Below are 17,405 nucleotides of genomic sequence, written 5' to 3' on the forward strand. Positions count from 1 at the left end.
AACAACCCCCTTACCCAATCACCCCACCCACACCGGGTGATCCGCGCCCAGGTGTTCGTATCCGTTTGTAAGCTTCCGCGCATTGCCGCCGTCGGCATCGACCAGCCAGATGGCGCTGGGCGATCCCACCTCGGCGCGGCAGAAAGCGAACATGGAACCGTCCGGTGACCAGGCCGACCGGAAGTTCCAGACCAGGGGTTCGTAAGGAATGAACTCCGATTCCTCTCCCGAAAAAGGACTGAGCAGGCAGATGGCGGTGCCGCCGCGGGCTGCTGCAGGGTAGTAGTCCCGGTTGAAATGGTCGGTGTCCGGCCGTTGCGCCTGATATGGCCAGGCCGTCCGGGAACCGGGCTCCGCACGGGTGTAGGTGACTCTCTTCCCGTCTGGCGTCCACTGGGCAATGTTGGAACCGCTGCCCCGCGAGTCCGGGTTGCCATAGGACGTGGCGAACCACTGGCGTTGTCCCGTCGTGACTTTTCGGTGGCGCGCGCCATCGGGGCCGTCCGGACTGCCGAGGCACAGATCGGCCCAGTCGTGTCCCGGATCATCGGGATAGTGGCAGTCCTGGTAAATCAGCCACCGCCCGTCCGGCGACCACATGGGACCGAAGTACAAATGTCCCTGTGCCGCAGCTACTTCCACCCGGTTTCCAGCATCCAGATCCGAGACGAATATGCAATAACTGTCCCGGCCTTCCAGCATGGTGGAATGGTAGGCGAATCGGCGGCCATCCGGGCTGATCTGCACGCAGTAGACGAACCCGTCCTCCGCGCCAGTGATCTCTCTCGGATCGGACCCGTCCAGATCCATGGTCCAGATGCGCTGCTTCCCGTCGATGATTGGGTTCGTCACGAGCCGTTCTTCCCCGGGCAGGATATGGGTGCAACCCATGAACGGTGCGGGCCGGTTCTTCAGTGCGATTTCCTCCAGCAGACGGTCTTCCTCCAGGTCGTAAATCCATAGATGGACCTGCACGTTGCCCTCCCAGGCCTTGCCGGGTTCATAGCTGGAAAGGATCACCCTGCGACGGTCCTCGAACAGGGGTCCCCAGCCCCAACTGGCCATACCCGGAGCGTCGGGATTCGGATACCAGACCTGCACCCCCGTCGTGGCCGCGGCGGCATCCAGGGCAGTCGGGTCCCGGGCGGCATCAACGCCCGGCTTGGCTCTGGAGGCATCCAGTTCGATCACGCCCAACCGCCCGTGGGAGTTGAAAAGTATTCGCTTGTGCGTGTTATTCATGCTGATTCCCGCTGATTCCCGAGGTAACGGCCGCCAGGGCATCTCTGTTCCGCGGTCCGGGCGTCGTCGTCCGGCACCACAACAGCTAGGGCGTCCTCCACACGAGTCCGACGTGCAGCCCCACATCGGGGGTGTTCTGATACTGGCTGAGGTTTTCGGTCAGACCGGCATCGAGCGACAACGACTCGGACAGGGCGTACCGCACGCCGGCGGTCGCCTCGATGGCTGTGCGATTCAAGGGGCCCAGCCTGCTGCTCGGAAAGGGACCGATGTTGACCTGCGTCTGGAGCAGCGCAGCGAGCCGGCCCGTGGTCCGGTATTCGAAGGCCAGCACGAGCGTCGTGATGGACCGCAGGGGAAATCCCTCGCCGTGGGTCGGTTTGCCCAGCCGGCTGTGGGCGAGGTTGGCATGGAAGATCATGTCCTTCTTCGGTCGGTCCGGCCGCCAGGTAGCGAAAAACGCCGCCTGGAAATCCCATCCCCCGCTGCCGGTCAGCGTTTCCAGGCTGCCCGTGGGCAGCTTCAGGGCGCCGGCAATGGCCATGACGACCTGCTCTCCGCCACGGTTCAATGGCGTCTTCATCCGCACTACCAGGTCCCCGGGCCTGAAGCCGGCGGACTCGACGCTCCTGATCCAGAAACGGCGGTCGCGTACGACGAATACGCCATAGTCGTTCCTCGGAGCCCACTCCCGGCCCCCGTTGGACAGGTTGAACGCGCCGTGGAACCCCTCTACCACGCCGTCCAGGAAGCCCCCGCCATGCTTCAGGAACGGCAGCGTCATGCCGACCTGCAGCCTCGACGCGATCCGCCAGTCCAGATCCACCGACAGGCGCAGGGATTCCGTGTCCACGAAAAGCCGGTACTCGTCTGGCGGCGCGGCCCGGTAGTAGTCGTCGGCGATCAGGGTATCGCCCACGGGAAGGGTGCTCGCATAGGTATTGGCGTAGTCGAACTGCACCGCCCACTGGATCGATCTCCGCAGAAGGAGGTCCCCGGTCTCGGGACGTAGTCCGAGGAACAACATTCGGACGGGGAACTGGTCGCGCTGCATGAAGGGACCGGTGGCCGGGGACTGGGAAAAGGCGGGATAAGCGGGGATTACGAGCATCAACATGCCGCAGGAAACGGCCCGGCGCAATATGCGGACCGCGCTCAGTATACGGGCCGCATTCCGCGTGCGGGCCGCGGTCAGCATTCGGGCGTTCGGCGTGCGGGCCGCGTTCATGAAGTGTGTTTTAAGGCAAATGCGGTGTATGGGGAATCCGGCCATGCGACGCTCCAGCCCTAGGGATCCGGATCGGGGGTACTCAGGTACTCAACCCAGGTAGGCCAGCGTCTGGCCCGCGATCACCTGGACGCCGGGGTTTATGGAGACATGGGTCACGGTTCCGGCGACATCGGCAGTGACCTCCATCTCCATTTTCATGGCTTCCAGGACCACGATGACGTCCCCTTCCTCGACGGCCTGTCCGGGCGTGACCGCCACCTTGAGAACTTTCCCGGGGATCGGGGCGATGACCGGCGTGGTCCCGGCGCGTTCCGCCGCTTCCGTCGCGGCCTCGGACATATCGGGCTGCAGGTCGACGTCATAGGCCTTGCCGTTCACGATCGCCGTCTTCCCCTCGATCCGCAGCGCGTAACTCCGACCGTTGACGGTCACCTGGTATCCGCGGGGGCCGTTCGTCGAGGCCATCGCGTCCTCCTCCAGCACCTCCTGGTCGGCCGGTGACTTCTTGCGGACGCCGATGAACCCTTCGCCCTTGAGGAAGGCCAGCCCTCGCTCGCCGCATGCCGCGACGATGAAGATGTTCTCGTCCGTATCCTCTATCCCGGCTTCTTTCAGCGCGCTACGCGCCGCTTCGACCCCTTTCTTCGGGTCGTTGTCGTTGAGTTCCAGCACCGGCCGCCGGTTGGGCGGCAGACCGAGCTGCTCCGAGGCGATGTTCACGACCACCGGGTCCGGGGGCACGGGCGTCCGGCCGAAATAGCCCAGCACCATCCGGCCGTAGTCCTCCGCGATCTTCTTCCAGGGGCCCATCATCACGTTGTTGAAAGCCTGCTGGAAGTAGAACTGGGAAACGGGCGTGACGGACGTGCCGTACCCGCCCTTCTCCACGACCTCGCTCATGGCCTTGATGATGGCGGGATAGCGGTCCATGATCCCGTTGTCCCGGAGCATCTGCGTGTTGGCGGTCAGGGCGCCGCCCGGCATGGGACTCCAGGGAAGCAAAGGCTCCACGGCCACGGCCTCGGGCGGCAGGAAATAGTCCTCCATGCACTCCTTCAGGATCTCCGCTGCTTCGCGCACGCCGTCCGGGTCGATGTCCAGGTCGTAGTCCGTCCCGCGAAGCGCGTGCCACATGACGAGGATGTCGGGCTGGGAAGTGCCGCCCGACACGGGCGCGAAGGCCAGGTCGATGGCGTCTGCGCCGGCTTCGAGCGCCGCCTGGTACGCCGCGACGGCGATGCCGGCCGTGTCGTGGGTGTGGTAGTGGATCCAGGTTCCCTCGGGCAGCAGTTTCCGGGCGGCCTTGACGGATTCATACACCTTGGAGGGCACGGCCGTGCCCGACGCGTCCTTGAAACACACCGAGTCGAAGGGGATGTCGGCGTCGAGGATCTTCCTGAACGTGTCCGTGTAGAACGCCGCGTCGTGGGCGCCCGCGCAGCCCGGGGGCAGTTCCATAACGGTGACGCACACCTGGTGCTTCAGACCGGCTTCCGTGATGCACCGACCGCTGTGCACGAGGTTCTCCACGTCGTTCAGGGCGTCGAAGTTCCGGATGGTCGTCATGCCGTGCTTCTTGAACAACTCGGCGTGCAGCCGGATGATGTCGCTGGGCTGCGAATCCAGCCCGACCACGTTCACGCCCCTGGACAGGGTCTGCAGGTTGGCGTCCGGGCCCACCGCCTCCCGGATGGCGTCCATCCGCTCGAAGGCGTCCTCGTTGCAGTAGAAATAGGGCGACTGGAACAGGGCCCCGCCGCCGGCTTCGAAGTAGTCGATCCCCGCGTCCCGCGCCGCTTCCACCGCGGGCATGAAGTCCCGGGTGAAGACGCGCGCGCCGTAAACGGACTGGAATCCGTCGCGGAACGTGGTGCACATGAAATGAACTTTTTTCTTCACGTTGGTTCCCTCGTTTTAAGGGTTCAATGTATTCACCTTAATTACCCGCCCACCAGGACGGACCAGAGTATGCCCGCGGCGATGGCGGAGCCGAGGACGCCCGCCACGTTGGGCGCCATGGCGTGAAACAACAGGAAATTCCGCGGGTCTTCGCGATGGGCTTCCACCTGGGCCACCCGCGCCGCCATGGGCACGGCGGAGACGCCCGCCGCGCCGATCAGCGGGTTGATCTTGTCTTTGACGAAAAGGTTCAGGAACTTGGCAAAGAGCACGCCGCCGGTCGTCGCGATGCAGAAAGCGACCACGCCCAGGGTGAAAATGAAGAGCGATTCCAGCGAAAGGAACGCCGACGCCTGCGTGCTGGCGCCGACCGAGAACCCCAGGAGGATGGTGACGATGTCGATCATCGAGGTCCGCGCCGTATTGGCCAGCCGTTCGGTGACGCCGCATTCCTTGAGCAGGTTGCCGAAGAAGAGCATGCCCACGAGCACGATCGAATCCGGCGCGATCATGGCGGCGATGATGAAGGCGACGATGGGGAAGAGGATCTTCTCCCGCTGCGAGACCGCCCGGGGCGGCGCCATGCGGATCAGCCGTTCCTGCCGTGTCGTGAAAAGCCGCATGATGGGCGGCTGGATGATGGGTACCAGGGCCATGTAGGAATAGGACGCGATGGCGATCATGGAAAGCAGGTGGGGCGCCAGTTTCGATGACAGGAAAATGGCCGTGGGACCGTCCGCGCCGCCGATGATGGCGATGGCGCCCGATTCGGCGGGCGTAAAACCGATGGCCATGGCGCCCAGAAGGGTCAGGAAGATGCCGATCTGCGCGGCGGCGCCCAGGAGGACGAGCCGCGGGTTGGACAGCATGGCCGAGAAATCGGTCATGGCCCCGATGCCCAGGAAGATCAGGGGAGGGAAGACGCCTTCCCTGACGCCGAAGTAGATGTAGTAGAGGACGCTTCCTTCATCGTAGACGCCGTGCCCGTCCCCTTCCATCATGGGGATGTTGCCCAGCATGATGCCGAAACCGATGGGCACCAGGAGCAGCGGTTCGTAACGGCGGATGATCGCCAGGCCGATCATGACCATGCCGATCAGGATCATCACGGCATGTCCCCACGTCGCCGCGGCCAGACCGGAAGCCGACAGAAAATCGTACAGTATCGTCATTTAGTCCGTCCGCATGGCCTGGTTACCGGTGGTTGTTCTTCTCGTCGAGCGCGAACCCGACGGCCGCGGCCACGGCTTCTTCGTCCTGCGGGGAATCCGTACCGGTGGGGTTGTGCGGATGTTCAGGGAGCATGCCCCCCAGCGCCGCCACGACCCTGGGTAGCATGGCAATGCAGAAGCTGATGGCGGCAAGGGCCAGGAACACGATGAACATGCCCGTGAAGGCGACTTCGAGACCCTGGCCGTCCAGGATTCGTTGCCATCCGGTGTGCAGAGGATTGGACATTAGCCCTTTGACAGAATCCACGGTGACGTTAGATATTACCGATGGTTCAAATAAAGGACGGGGCACGCTGCGGGCAAGGGATTTATGCCGGGTCGAACGAGGTGGTAAAGGCACCTGTCCGGGACGCCGGGCGGCGACCGGCAGCCGGCAACCTGTACGCGGGATACCTTCATGAAGGCAGACAGGAGGAACGTCATGTACGCACTGGCCCCGGACCGTATCTGGGACGGCGTTTCCGGCGAGACGCGAAGCGGTGTGGCCGTCGTGGTGAAGGACGACTTGATCGACGCGGTCCTGCCCGTCTCCGAAATCCCCGCCGTCATGGAGACCGCGGCCCTGCCGGAATGCACGCTCCTGCCGGGCCTGATGGACGCCCACGTCCACTACAGTTCCGTCATGGGACCGGCTTTCCTGGCCGCCGGGGTGACCACGATCCGCGACGTGGGCAACGACCTGGCCTGGATCCTGGGCGAGCGCGAGCGCCACGCGATGGACCTTTCCGCCGGTCCCGCCATCCTGTGCTGCGGACACCTGCTCGACGGGCCCAGGGTCTACTGGCCCCAATTGGGCCGCGCCCACGGCACACCCGGCGAGATCGCCGATTCGGTCCGGCGGCACGTGGAAGCCGGGGTGGACCAGATCAAGCTGTACGCGGGCGTGGAACCCCCACTGCTGAAGGCGGCGGTCGACGCCGCCCACGCATCGGGCAAATTCGTGGTGGCCCACCTCCAATCAACCACCGCGGATGATGCCGCGCGGCTCGGACTGGATGAGTTCGAGCATCTGGCCGGGTGCGGCGTGGCCTGGCGAGCGGCTTCCGAGGCGGAAGACGATCTCATGATCGACCTGCTCCTGGAACGGGACGTGATCATCGACCCGACCCTGGTGGTCTGGGACCGGCTAGGGCGCGTCCTGGACCGGCCCTTCCACCACGACACCCGGAGAGCCTGGGTACACCCTCGCCACCTGGATATATGGCAGCGGTATCTAGGCCGTTTCGGTCCGCCGGAATACCGGTTGAGATACCAGGGCGCCATGTCGCACCTGAAGCGGTTCCTGCGCCGGGCCCATCAGCGGGGGGTGACCGTCGCACTGGGCACGGACACGCCCTTCCCCCACCTCGTGCCCGGGATGAGCGTGCATGACGAACTCGTCATGTACACGGACGCCGGCATCCCGGCCGTGGACGCGCTGCGATCGGCCACATCGATAAACGCCCGGGTCCTGGGCATCGACGGCCGGACCGGTTCGATCCGGCCGGGTCTGCGGGCCGACCTGGTGGCGGTCCGGGGGAACCCCCTCGAAAGGATCGAAGATATCGAAAACGTACAATGCACCGTGCGCGAAGGTAGGCGGTTCGAGCCGCCCGACCTGATGCGGGTCTTCAAGGCGACCTTCGACCGGGAGCCCGACGGCGCGGTCACACGGGATCTGCTGGACTACGTCGACGGCAAACATGTGAATCGGCCGGCCTCATGAAACCCATGATCAAGAGTCTTCTTTTCTGCCTGATTGTATCCGCCGCTACCGCGGCTATTCCCGCGGCCGGCGTAAGCACGCTGCTGTCGATGACCGGGATCATCGAGGACGACCGGGCGCTGATCTGGATTTTCCTGGCCCTCGCCCTACCCATTTTCGTTATTGCCTATGTGCGCGTTACGAGAAACTCGCGGGGCTAAACCGGGGCGAACGAGACCGGCCCCACACTCCACGGAGGACGGCTACATGACTCAAGAGACGCAGACGGCGACGCTGGGCGGTGGTTGCTTCTGGTGCCTGGAAGCGATCTACCAGCAGGTCAGGGGCGTGACGAGCGTGGTGTCGGGCTATGCCGGCGGCAGCGTAGACAACCCGGATTACAAGTCCGTATGCACCGGCGCTACGGGCCATGCCGAGGTCGTGCGGATCACCTTCGATCCGGCCGTGATCAGCTACGCGGAACTCCTGCACATCTTCTGGCGCATACACGACCCGACTACGCTCAACCGCCAGGGCGGGGACGTCGGGACGCAGTACCGTTCGATCATCCTCTACCACGACGAAGAACAGCAGCGCGCGGCCGAGTATTCGAGGACGGAGGCCGACGCGTCGGACCTGTGGAGCGCGGCGATCGTTACGGAGATCGAACCCCTCGAGGTTTTTTACGAGGCCGAAGCGTACCATCACGACTACTATCGCAACAATCCACGGCAACCCTACTGTTTCATGGTCATCGACCCGAAGGTGGACAAGTTCAGAAAATCCTTCCAGCACATGCTGTCGTGATCCACTGTCGTACGGGCCGCAGCAGGGTCCGCAGCCGAAGGAGCGCAATTCCGTGCGCGTGGGCATCCTCTCGCTGATCCACGAATCCAATACGTTCAGCCACACGCCGACGACCCTCGACCTGTTCCGGCGGGACGGGATCCTGACAGGTGAAGCCGTCGCCGATCATTTCAGGGGTGGATTCCACGAGATCAGCGGCTTCCTGGAGGGACTGGACGACGCCGGCATCGACGCCGTTCCGCTGTTCTACGCGTCCACCCCGCCGTCCGGCCGGATCACGCGGGACACCTGCAACGTGCTGATCGAGATGATGTTCGCGCAGCTCGCGGGTGCGGGGCCGCTCGACGGCCTGCTGGTCGCTCCCCACGGCGCCAATGCCGGCGAGGGGGCGGATTACCACGACCTGGACGGGTACTGGCTGACCCGGCTGCGGGGGGAGGTCGGGCCGGATCTTCCGATCATCTGCACCATCGACCCCCACGCCAATCTCTCCCGGCGCATGGTCGAGGCCTGCGACGCCACCATCGCCTACCGCACCAACCCGCACCTGGACCAGAAGCAGCGGGGCCTGGAGGCCGCTACGCTCATGGCCCGGACCCTGCGCGGAGAAGTCCGGCCCGTGCAGGCCGCGGCTTTTCCGCCGGTGGCCATCGGCATCGAGCGCCAGGACACGTCCTCTCCGCCCTGCCGGCCTCTTTATGAGAAAGCGGACGCGTGGCTGGAGAAAACCGGCGTCCTGTCGAACAGCGTCGTCCTCGGGTTTCCGTACGCGGACGTGCCGGAGATGGGTTCGGCCTTCATTGCCGTGACTGACGGTGACGCCGGTCTGGCCCGGCGTATCGCGGATGAACTCGCCGATTACCTGGCCGCGCACCGGGACGAGTTCGTCGGCGAGTTCATTTCCATCCCCGAGGCCGTCGATGCCGTCCTGGACGGCGAGGGGCCCGTGTGCCTGCTCGACATGGGTGACAACGTGGGCGGCGGATCGGCCGCAGACGGCACGCTCATTGCCCACGAGATCTTGAGCCGCGGGGACGTGAAGACCTTCCTCTGCCTGTTCGATCCCGGATCCGTCGAACGGGCCGTTGCAGCGGGCGTGGGTGCGAGGCTCACGCTGGTCATGGGCGGCAAGACGGACGACCGGCACGGCCCGCCCATCCGGACCGAGGTGCGGGTGCAGGGGATCCACGAAGGACGCTTCACCGAATCGGCTGTTCGCCACGGGGGCAAGACATCGTTCAATATGGGGCAGACCGCTGTCGTGGCCACGGACAACGGACTGACGGTGAGCCTGACGTCGCTCCGGACGGTGCCGGTCAGCCTGGGTATGATGACCAGTATCGGCCTGGACCCGGCCGACTTCCACGTGCTCATCGCCAAGGGCGTTCATGCGCCAACAGCAGCCTACGCGCCCGTGAGCAAGCGGCTGATCCGGGTGGACACGCCCGGCGCCACGACCGCGGACATGCGGCGATTCGACTTCCGGTACCGGCGTCGTCCGCTCTATCCGTTCGAGGAATGATCCCGCGGGGCCTCGCCGAACCGGTCCTCGCCCGGCCGTCGAGGAGGCCGTCGCGCAGCCCACGAGTCGTCCTGCGAGGCGTCCCGTATGCCTTGACAGCAAATGTTCCCGTGTTTATGGTCTTGTCGAAATCCGCGGGGTGAACCCTAAGCGGCCGGTGCGCGACCGTTACGCGGCCGTTGCGGGACCGGTGCGCGACCGGTCGGACCACCGATTTCCGGATCAGGCAGCGGTGTACTTTAGCAGCAGCGTACTTTAGCAACGGCGTACTTGACAACGGCGTACAAGGAGAGACCAGGTGAAAGATCTCGACGAAAAACTGGATCAACTGGAACGGGACGGTTTCGTGCTCCTCAAGGGTGCCCTGTCCCCGGAGGAAACCGAGCAGGTGCGGTCCCGCATATTCCACGCCAAGGAGCAGGGATGGGAGGAAGGACTGAACGCGGTCGGGAACATGTGGTTCGACACCCTGCTGGACCGGGAGCCCGACGTCTTCGCCCCGCTCGTGGGCCATCCGAGCGTGGCGCCGCTGCTCTACGCCATGATGGGCAAGCAGTGCCAGCTCCGCAGTTTCCGGGCGCACATCAACCCCGGCGCCTACACCCAGGAATGGCACATGGACTTCTATGGTTATTGGAACGAGAAGCGGGAGACGGAAAAACGCAGGCTGGCCGTGCAGCCCAGCAGCGTGAACACGACCTTCTACTTCCAGGACAACGTCCCCGGCCAGGGCAATCTCCGCTTCGTCAAGAACGGCCATCTCTCCGAGCCGCCCCACCTCTACCCCCGGATCGACCACGTCGCGTTCGAAGAGTGGTGCTACGCGCAGGAACACGTCGTGCTGCACCCCATGGCCGGCGACGCGGTCGTCTTCCTCAGCCACATCCCCCACCAGGGCGCCAAGGAAGATGTCGACATGGAACGGTGCAACGTGGTCTGCCACTACCAGACCTGCCCGATGTACGAGGGCGTGTGGTACGTCTCCAGCCCCCGTCCCTTCAAGGGGTCCTTCCCCTTCCACGAAACGACGCCGGCGGGGATGAATTAAGTCCATAAAATGCCGATTACCGGTGTTACAACGGAAGCCGTTCGCCGATTCGAACATGACCAGGACACCGCATTTATACCGTACCGGCTTGGTTGGCAAAACTGCTTGGTTCATACGCAGATTCGGCGCGAAAGAAATAGTGATGAAACCCTTGCGCCGGATCCTGGCGCCGATCGTCATACCTCGACTTGAAGAAGCAACCTTCCAGTACCAGGGCCAATCCCTCCCCCTTACCTATCATCCTAATGGCGCTACCTGGTCCAACGAACGGGCCGTCGAGATCGCGATCGCCCGGGACTATCTAGAACGCTATAAAGGAAAAACTGTCCTGGAAGTAGGCAACGTCACCTCACATTACTACGACGTGCGGCATGCAATCCTCGACAAGTACGAAAAGGGGACCGGTTCAATTGAGGTGATCAACGAGGATGTGGTAGAATTCGAAACCGAAAGACGATTTGATCTGGTCATTTCAATTTCGACCATCGAGCACATTGGATTCGACGACGACGGAGACAGCCGCCAGAAGATTCCACTGGCCATCGCAAAGTGCCGAAGCCTGTTGACGCCCGGCGGGTTGTTCCTAGCCACGGTTCCCCTGGGATATAACCCCGTCCTGGACGAGCTTGTCGCATCCGATGGGCTGGGCTTCGACCGGGAGACCTTCATCCGCAGGAACGGCCGGCTTGCGTGGGTTCAATGTGAAAAAGTAGACGCGCTTCGCTGCAACTACGGCAGGCCGTTCCCCTATGCCAATTGCATCATGGTGGCTGAGTTGGATGGATCTTCAACGTGTTGAACGACCATCCGTCGAATCCAGCAACAAACTTGCATTTCCAGCTTCGCGACAAAATCCGTTGACAGGGCGAATACCGCCCCTTAGAATACGTGCGGCGTTGTTAAGTTGAATTAATGCAAAGGGATAGCGTCCGTTGCGTACCGGTGTGCCGATTGCCGGGAGGAGGCCTTCATGACCACCACCAAGAAAGAATTGGTGGAACTGATCAGCAAGCGTCTGGGGCTTAAGAAAGAGCAGGTGTTTCCCGTGGTCGACCAGACGTTCGTGGCCATGCGGGACTCCCTGATCGAGGGAGACCGGATCGAAATCAGGGGATTCGGGGTTTTCGAGGTCAAGGACACGAAAGCCCGCACTTCCGCGCGCAATCCCCGCACGAGCGATATCGTTTACGTCCCGGCAGGTAAAAAGACCCGTTTCAAACCCGGAAAACTATTGAAAGAAGCCCTGCGGGTCCCCTTAGATGACTGAAAAAAAGGCGGACCGCAACACTCCCGCCATCCTGTCGACCGTTTGTAAATACGCCCGCCCATATCTGTTCCGATGTCTGCTGTGCCTGAGTCCGCTCCAGGCCGCACCTCAGGACACGACCGTCGCCGCAGTACCGCCCCAAACTTCCTCCATTACGCTTGAGAAAGCCGTTGCCCTTTACGAATCGGGCCGGCACGACCAGGCGCGCGAGGCCTTCCTGCTCATGCTGGACGACCGGCCCGAAGACCCAGTGGTCCTGTACTACCTGGGACGCCTGGATCCGGACCGGGAAGCGGCCGAGCAGTATTTCCTGAAGGTCCTGATGCACGGCCCGGAACACGTCCTCGCGGACGACGCGCTGCTGGAGGTCGCCCGCATCCAGTTCGCCCTGGAACGACACGACGACGCGGTGAACGCCTGCAATCGGTTCCTGTCGGCCTATCCCGACTCGGAACTGGAGGATGAAGCGCGCTTCCTGCTGGGGCAGGCGCTCCTTGCCGGAAGGCGGCCGGAACTCTCGCGCATGGTCTTCCAGCAACTGCTTGCTTCCGAGCCCGATACGACGCTCGTGCAGTCGGCGCGTCTCGCCATAGCGGAAAGCTACCGCGCGCAGGAGGATTTCATCGAAGCCGCCCGACAGTACCTCAGGTTCGAGATCGACTTTCAAGGTGTGGAAGGCCTGGAGGCGGTTTTGTGGGAGGCGGGGCAATGCCTCGAAGCCGCGGGACGCACCGTCGAGGCCGGTTTCGTGTACCAGCGGCTGATCAAGCGGTATCCCGACTCACCGGAGGCGAACCGCGCCCGGGTGGAAAGACCCCTGCTCGAGTAACGTCGTGCCCGGCGCTACGGCGCGGGGATTACCGATGCCAGAGCAGCGGCACGCCCGTGCCTTACCGGGCCGCCTTGAAGTACACCGAGAAATCCGGCGCGATGTCGATGCGCTTCGCCCTGTCCGGCAATGCATACTCGAAGGTCTGGCGCCTTTGGGCGTTCCAGATCTCCCGGACGATCCGGTCGCCGTTCTCCAACTCGATGACCAGGGGCACGATCGCATGGAATACGCGGCCTTCCTGTTCCTGCAATAGCTGTCCGCGCACCGTGAACCCCCTGGCGGTCCTCTCACCGCCCGAATCTAATCCGCCCTGACCCGGACCGCTAGATGCCGCACCGCCGGACACCGCACCTACGCCCCCTTCGCTGCTGGTGAAATACACCCGGTAGACCGGAAAGCCCGTGTCCCGGATCCACTGGTCGAAGAACCAGCCCATCTCCCGGCCCGTTTCCGTTTCCACCGCCGCCTCGAAATCCGCCGTCGTAACCAGCTTGCCCGCGTATTGCCGGCTGAATCGTGAGAGCACGTTCATGAAGTGCTCGTCGCCGATGGTGCGCCGCAGCATGTGGAGTACCACGGCGCCCTTTTCGTAGACGACCGCCTGGTAATGTTCCCCGAGCCGCATGCCCAGGTCGATCGCACCGTGCCGGTCGGCGTACAGCGCCTGGTCCGTGTGCCGTTTCAGCATCTCGCGGAACGCTTCGGGACCGGTCTCACTTTCGATGTAAAGGTCCGCCGCGTACGTCGCCACTGCCTCCGAAAGCCAGGCGTCGCGATAGGTCTTCGGGACCACGGTGCCGCCCCACCACTGGTGGGCGAGTTCGTGGGCCAGGAACCCGCGGAAGAGGTGCTGCACTTCCGTGTACATGTGGGCGTGCAGGTTCGCGTCCAGGCGGAAGGCATCCTGGAAGTACAGTCCCCACAGCATCAGCATCGACGGAAGGGCCCGTCCGAAGGCGTAGTCGTCCGGCATTTGCACGACGTCGAGCTTCTCGTAGGGGTAGGGACCGAAGACGCCGCCGAAGAAGTCCAGCGCGGGGCCGATGTGCGTGAGGATCCGCGCTGTGTTCGATTCGGCCGGGCGCCGGTCTTCATCCACGCTGAGGATCACGTCGATGCCACCTGCGGAGACCGTGCGGGTACGGTTTTCGGAGACCGTCATGCCCAGCGAGGACACGGGCCGCGTCCGCCGCCAGCGTGTGACGCGCGCATCTTCCTCCTCATGACTGGCCACGTGTGCGCCGACCGTCGCCACGGTCAGCTCGTCCGGATAGCGCAGTTCCAGGTCGAAAGTGTACAGATCCTCGTTGGAATGAACGGGAAGCCACTGCTGGTTGGTCAACAGGCCGAAGACGCTGCCACCGCGGTGCTGGAAGACGTCGCCCTCGTACCAGAGGGTCAGCGTGGAGGTGCTGTCCCCCGGCACCGGCCGCCGGAACGGGACCGTGAGCCAGGTGCCCTGCCGCGTGAACAGCGCGCCGTCGCCGCCGGCGTAGTCCACGCGGTAGACATCCAGATCCGGGTTCAGCGTGAAAGTCGCCGCGGTGAGCGGGGCCGCCCGGGCCGTGATTTCCAGTGTCGTCTTCATGCGCATGCGGCGGCCGTCCTGCTCCAGGGATCCCGTGAGATCGTAGTGGTCCAGGGACAGCAGCGGACCCCGGACCGTCTCGTCCTTCGCGGCGCGGCCGGCGCGGTCGGCGCGGCCGGACGGTCCCTCCGGACCCGGCGAGAAACGGCACCAGACCACGGGCGGACTGATGTCCGGGTTCCTGGGAAACCCACTCTTCTGAACCAGGCTGACCGATTCCGATTCATAGGGGCTGTTCGTATAGACAAGCCACCGGTCCGAGTCCGAGAGATCGATCTCCGCCTGCAGGAATCCAGGATGCGTGTGGGCGAGGGAGAAGCGTTCACGGGCGGGTTTCATGTCCAGCAGGTAGTCCCGGTCGACGCGGTTCAGCAGGGCCTTCGCCCGGTCGAATGCCCGTCCGCCCTCGACACGCGAAAGCGCCACGCCTTCCACCAGGTGCTCATATCCCCCGGGCGACAGGACCAGCACCATCCGGTCGAAGTCCGTCGTGTAGGTATCGTCGGCCGTGCGGGCGTACTTGTTCATCTGGTGACGCTCTACGCGGTCCGAAGGCGTAAAGGTGAATCGTCCCGCGCCCACGAGGACCGCGCGTCCGATCCGATCTCCCGAGAACCCGGGCATCAGCAGGCCGTCTTCGATCTCGAATACTCCGGCGGGCCGCTCGATCGTCAGGTAGTCGAAAGCGTAGAACTCATCCTCCCGCAGGGAGAATCGGAAACCGAGGTGGGCCGTCAGCAGCGGCTTAAACCGTTCGGCTTTCCAGCCATCCCCATGCCGGGTGAAATGAATGTCCCACAGTTCGGCTGAAAGCCGCTCTTCCTCTTCGAAGAAAACGTTCAGCCGTATTTCGGGACGGGCGAGGAGGCTGTCCAGCGCGTGCCGCTCCCTCAGCCTGATCCTGGCGTCGCCATACCGTTCGGCCAGGGAAGGATCGCCGTCGTCGAGGATCTCTTCGAGGGGGTTTTCGTCAATTCGCCGGCCATTCAGCTGCCGGTACAGCTCCGCCAGGGCCGCTTCGATGGCTGGGCCCGGGATGTTGGGACGGTCGACGGTCGCTGGACCGGAAATGGCCTGCGGATTGGGTATTGCCGCGCGGGCGCCTGGGGTATCGGACGCGAGGGAAAAGAGGTTGAACAGCAGGCCCGACAAGAGAGCGGGCAACAGCCGGGACGACGGACGGGGCGGGAAGGCGATCATGACCGTTTCCTGAACGCGGAATGCATGGCCCTAGTCCATCGAATCCCGTATCTCGATCAGGCGGGACCGCAACCACTGGATGAGTTCGGATTGGGAGGAGGTATCGGTCGGGGGGGTCTTCCGCTCGCCGGGGTCCGCATGCTCGCCCGGGGCCGCCGACTCCGCGCCAGGGGCCGCCTGCTCGCCAGGATCAGCCTGCGCCGCGCCAGGATCCGCTTTCACCGGGCTGGGCGCTGCCTGTTCCGCGGCGCGGTCCGCCCTTTCCGCGGTTCGGACCGCCTTCTCCGCGCCCCGGTTCGCCGCGAATTCCTGAAGCTTCTTTTTAGCGCCGGCGATCGTGTATCCTTCGTCCCGTGTGAGCTGCTTGATCGTGCGGATGAGCTCGATGTCCTTCTCCCGGTACATCCGCTTGCCGGCGCGGTTCCGCTTGATGCGAAGCTGGCCGAACTGGTCTTCCCAGAATCGGAGTACGGACGGCTCCAGCTCGAGCATGGTCGAGACTTCGCTGCTGGAATAGTACAGCTTGCTCATCGTTTCCCTTCCCGCCCGCGGATCAGCACGCGTATGGGCGAACCCTCGAATACGAAGGTCTCCCGGAGCCGGTTCGACAGGTACCGCCTGTACGAATCCGGGATCGCGTCCAGATGGTTCACGAAAAACACGAAGGTGGGCGGCGCGTTCTGTACCTGCGTGCAGTAGAGGATGCTGGTCGCCCGCCCGTCCGGCGCGGCCGGGGGCGGATAATAAGCCGTGATGCTTTCCACAACGCGGTTCAGCTCGCCGGTGGATACCCGGAGCGAACGCATTTCGTGGACGTGGCGCGTCTTCTGCATGATCTGGGTCACCCCGCGGCGGGTCTCGGCCGACACGAACAGGATCGGCGCGTAGTCGGCGAACCGGAGGTACTCCCTGGCCGTCTGGGCGTAGGCCTCCGTCGGATGCTCGGTCCGGTCCACCAGATCCCACTTGTTGAAGGCGACGACCAGCCCCTTACCGGCCTCGTCCACCTGCGATACGATCCGCTGCTCCTGCGTGGCCAGGCCGTCCACGGCGTCCACCAGGAGTACCGCCACGTCGCAGCGCGCTATGCTCCGCATCGTCCGCGTGATACTGTAGAACTCGATGTCGCTCTTGATCCGGGACCGGCGCCGGAGGCCGGCCGTGTCGATCAGACTGTACGTCACGCCCTGCCGGGTGATTTGCGTGTCTACCGAGTCCCGCGTGGTGCCGGGGACGTCGGAGACGATTACCGTGTCCCTGCCCACGATGGCGTTGACCAGGGACGATTTGCCCACGTTGGGCCTGCCCACGATCGCCACCTTGATCGCGCCGTCGTCCTCTTCTTCGACAGGCTCGGGTTCAGGAATCCGCTCCGCCAGCAGGTCCATCAGGTCGCCCGTATTGCGTCCCTTCAGGGCGGAGATCATCACGGGCTCGCCCAATCCCAGGGCGCCGAACTCGTAGGCATGGTTTTCCTGGGCGCCGCTGTCCACCTTGTTGGCGACGACGATGACCTGCTTGCCGGCCCGGCGGACGACTTCGGCCGCCTTCTGGTCCAGGGGCGTGATGCCCGTGCGGACGTCCGTGACCAATAGGATCACATCGGCTTCGCTGACGGCCAGCCGGGCCTGCTGCTCGATGGCCGCCTCCATGGGCTCGTCGGATTCCGGGACCAGGCCCCCCGTGTCCACCACGGTGAACTTCTTCCCGAACCAGTCGGCGTCGGCGTAATGCCGGTCCCTCGTGATGCCCGGGGCGTCGTGCACGATGGCGTCGCGGCGGCCGATCATCCGGTTGAACAGCACCGACTTGCCCACGTTGGGGCGTCCTATGATGGCGATTACAGGGGACAT

The 17,405-nt window shown here is 64.1% G+C and carries 16 protein-coding genes; 8 read left to right on the forward strand and 8 right to left on the reverse strand.

Features of this window, described 5'->3' with window-relative positions:
* Nucleotides 1-18 precede the first annotated feature (18 nt).
* The 5 genes from F4X08_00330 to F4X08_00350 form a co-directional block, all read right to left on the reverse strand.
* Nucleotides 19-1,368 (reverse strand): serine/threonine protein kinase, encoded by a 1,350-nt coding sequence (locus F4X08_00330; GenBank protein ID MYD24245.1) that lies wholly within the window; start codon nt 1,366-1,368, stop codon nt 19-21.
* Complete coding sequence (locus tag F4X08_00335; protein ID MYD24246.1) at nt 1,328-2,515, reverse strand: DUF3187 family protein; 1,188 nt, start codon at nt 2,513-2,515, stop codon at nt 1,328-1,330. Before F4X08_00335 ends, F4X08_00330 begins: the two co-directional genes overlap by 41 nt.
* A gap of 45 nt (nt 2,516-2,560) precedes the next feature.
* The gene (locus F4X08_00340; GenBank protein MYD24247.1) at nt 2,561-4,351 is read right to left on the reverse strand and encodes a biotin/lipoyl-binding protein; all 1,791 of its coding nucleotides are present in this window, start codon (nt 4,349-4,351) and stop codon (nt 2,561-2,563) included.
* Nucleotides 4,352-4,413: 62 nt separating this feature from the next.
* Nucleotides 4,414-5,544: a sodium ion-translocating decarboxylase subunit beta gene (locus tag F4X08_00345; protein MYD24248.1), complete on the reverse strand. Its 1,131-nt coding sequence runs from the start codon at nt 5,542-5,544 to the stop codon at nt 4,414-4,416.
* Between the two features lie 22 nt (nt 5,545-5,566).
* Nucleotides 5,567-5,830: a hypothetical protein gene (locus tag F4X08_00350; GenBank protein ID MYD24249.1), complete on the reverse strand. Its 264-nt coding sequence runs from the start codon at nt 5,828-5,830 to the stop codon at nt 5,567-5,569.
* Between the two features lie 171 nt (nt 5,831-6,001).
* Between F4X08_00350 and F4X08_00355 the strand changes: the two genes are divergently transcribed.
* The 8 genes from F4X08_00355 (at nt 6,002) to F4X08_00390 (ending at nt 12,761) form a co-directional block, all read left to right on the forward strand.
* Complete coding sequence (locus tag F4X08_00355) at nt 6,002-7,309, forward strand: amidohydrolase family protein (protein MYD24250.1); 1,308 nt, start codon at nt 6,002-6,004, stop codon at nt 7,307-7,309.
* Entirely contained in the window at nt 7,306-7,509 is a 204-nt protein-coding gene (locus tag F4X08_00360; protein ID MYD24251.1) for a hypothetical protein, read from the forward strand. Before F4X08_00355 ends, F4X08_00360 begins: the two co-directional genes overlap by 4 nt.
* Nucleotides 7,510-7,555: 46 nt before the next feature.
* On the forward strand, nt 7,556-8,095 hold the full coding sequence (gene msrA / locus F4X08_00365; GenBank protein MYD24252.1) for a peptide-methionine (S)-S-oxide reductase MsrA: 540 nt from the start codon (nt 7,556-7,558) through the stop codon (nt 8,093-8,095).
* Nucleotides 8,096-8,147: 52 nt separating this feature from the next.
* Nucleotides 8,148-9,617 carry a M81 family metallopeptidase gene (locus tag F4X08_00370; protein MYD24253.1) on the forward strand — a complete coding sequence of 490 codons (1,470 nt, stop codon included), beginning with the start codon at nt 8,148-8,150 and terminating at the stop codon, nt 9,615-9,617.
* A gap of 298 nt (nt 9,618-9,915) precedes the next feature.
* Nucleotides 9,916-10,665: a phytanoyl-CoA dioxygenase family protein gene (locus F4X08_00375; protein MYD24254.1), complete on the forward strand. Its 750-nt coding sequence runs from the start codon at nt 9,916-9,918 to the stop codon at nt 10,663-10,665.
* A gap of 142 nt (nt 10,666-10,807) precedes the next feature.
* Nucleotides 10,808-11,464 carry a hypothetical protein gene (locus F4X08_00380; protein MYD24255.1) on the forward strand — a complete coding sequence of 219 codons (657 nt, stop codon included), beginning with the start codon at nt 10,808-10,810 and terminating at the stop codon, nt 11,462-11,464.
* A gap of 171 nt (nt 11,465-11,635) precedes the next feature.
* Nucleotides 11,636-11,932 carry an integration host factor subunit beta gene (locus F4X08_00385; protein MYD24256.1) on the forward strand — a complete coding sequence of 99 codons (297 nt, stop codon included), beginning with the start codon at nt 11,636-11,638 and terminating at the stop codon, nt 11,930-11,932.
* A complete protein-coding gene (locus F4X08_00390; GenBank protein MYD24257.1) occupies nt 11,925-12,761 on the forward strand; it encodes a tetratricopeptide repeat protein in 837 nt (278 codons plus the stop codon). Before F4X08_00385 ends, F4X08_00390 begins: the two co-directional genes overlap by 8 nt.
* A 61-nt stretch (nt 12,762-12,822) precedes the next feature.
* Here F4X08_00390 and F4X08_00395 read toward each other — a convergent pair whose 3' ends face one another.
* From F4X08_00395 to F4X08_00405, 3 genes are read right to left on the reverse strand one after another with little or no spacing between them, the layout of a single operon-like run.
* Complete coding sequence (locus F4X08_00395) at nt 12,823-15,552, reverse strand: M1 family metallopeptidase (GenBank protein MYD24258.1); 2,730 nt, start codon at nt 15,550-15,552, stop codon at nt 12,823-12,825.
* Between the two features lie 30 nt (nt 15,553-15,582).
* Complete coding sequence (locus F4X08_00400) at nt 15,583-16,083, reverse strand: MerR family transcriptional regulator (protein ID MYD24259.1); 501 nt, start codon at nt 16,081-16,083, stop codon at nt 15,583-15,585.
* A complete protein-coding gene (locus F4X08_00405) occupies nt 16,080-17,405 on the reverse strand; it encodes a ribosome biogenesis GTPase Der (GenBank protein MYD24260.1) in 1,326 nt (441 codons plus the stop codon). Before F4X08_00405 ends, F4X08_00400 begins: the two co-directional genes overlap by 4 nt.

The organism is Gemmatimonadota bacterium, assembly GCA_009841265.1.
In the GTDB taxonomy this organism is placed as follows: domain Bacteria; phylum JAAXHH01; class JAAXHH01; order JAAXHH01; family JAAXHH01; genus JAAXHH01.

Coding starts and splice junctions, on each gene's coding strand:
- F4X08_00385 (MYD24256.1), top strand. CDS start 11,636: ATGACCACCACCAAGAAAGAATTGGTGGAACTGATCAGCAAGCGTCTG.
- msrA (MYD24252.1), top strand. CDS start 7,556: ATGACTCAAGAGACGCAGACGGCGACGCTGGGCGGTGGTTGCTTCTGG.
- F4X08_00350 (MYD24249.1), bottom strand. CDS start 5,830: ATGTCCAATCCTCTGCACACCGGATGGCAACGAATCCTGGACGGCCAG.
- F4X08_00405 (MYD24260.1), bottom strand. CDS start 17,405: ATGTCCCCTGTAATCGCCATCATAGGACGCCCCAACGTGGGCAAGTCG.
- F4X08_00360 (MYD24251.1), top strand. CDS start 7,306: ATGAAACCCATGATCAAGAGTCTTCTTTTCTGCCTGATTGTATCCGCC.
- F4X08_00400 (MYD24259.1), bottom strand. CDS start 16,083: ATGAGCAAGCTGTACTATTCCAGCAGCGAAGTCTCGACCATGCTCGAG.
- F4X08_00395 (MYD24258.1), bottom strand. CDS start 15,552: ATGATCGCCTTCCCGCCCCGTCCGTCGTCCCGGCTGTTGCCCGCTCTC.
- F4X08_00380 (MYD24255.1), top strand. CDS start 10,808: ATGAAACCCTTGCGCCGGATCCTGGCGCCGATCGTCATACCTCGACTT.
- F4X08_00340 (MYD24247.1), bottom strand. CDS start 4,351: ATGTGCACCACGTTCCGCGACGGATTCCAGTCCGTTTACGGCGCGCGC.
- F4X08_00335 (MYD24246.1), bottom strand. CDS start 2,515: ATGGCCGGATTCCCCATACACCGCATTTGCCTTAAAACACACTTCATG.
- F4X08_00390 (MYD24257.1), top strand. CDS start 11,925: ATGACTGAAAAAAAGGCGGACCGCAACACTCCCGCCATCCTGTCGACC.
- F4X08_00355 (MYD24250.1), top strand. CDS start 6,002: ATGAAGGCAGACAGGAGGAACGTCATGTACGCACTGGCCCCGGACCGT.
- F4X08_00330 (MYD24245.1), bottom strand. CDS start 1,368: ATGTGGGGCTGCACGTCGGACTCGTGTGGAGGACGCCCTAGCTGTTGT.
- F4X08_00345 (MYD24248.1), bottom strand. CDS start 5,544: ATGACGATACTGTACGATTTTCTGTCGGCTTCCGGTCTGGCCGCGGCG.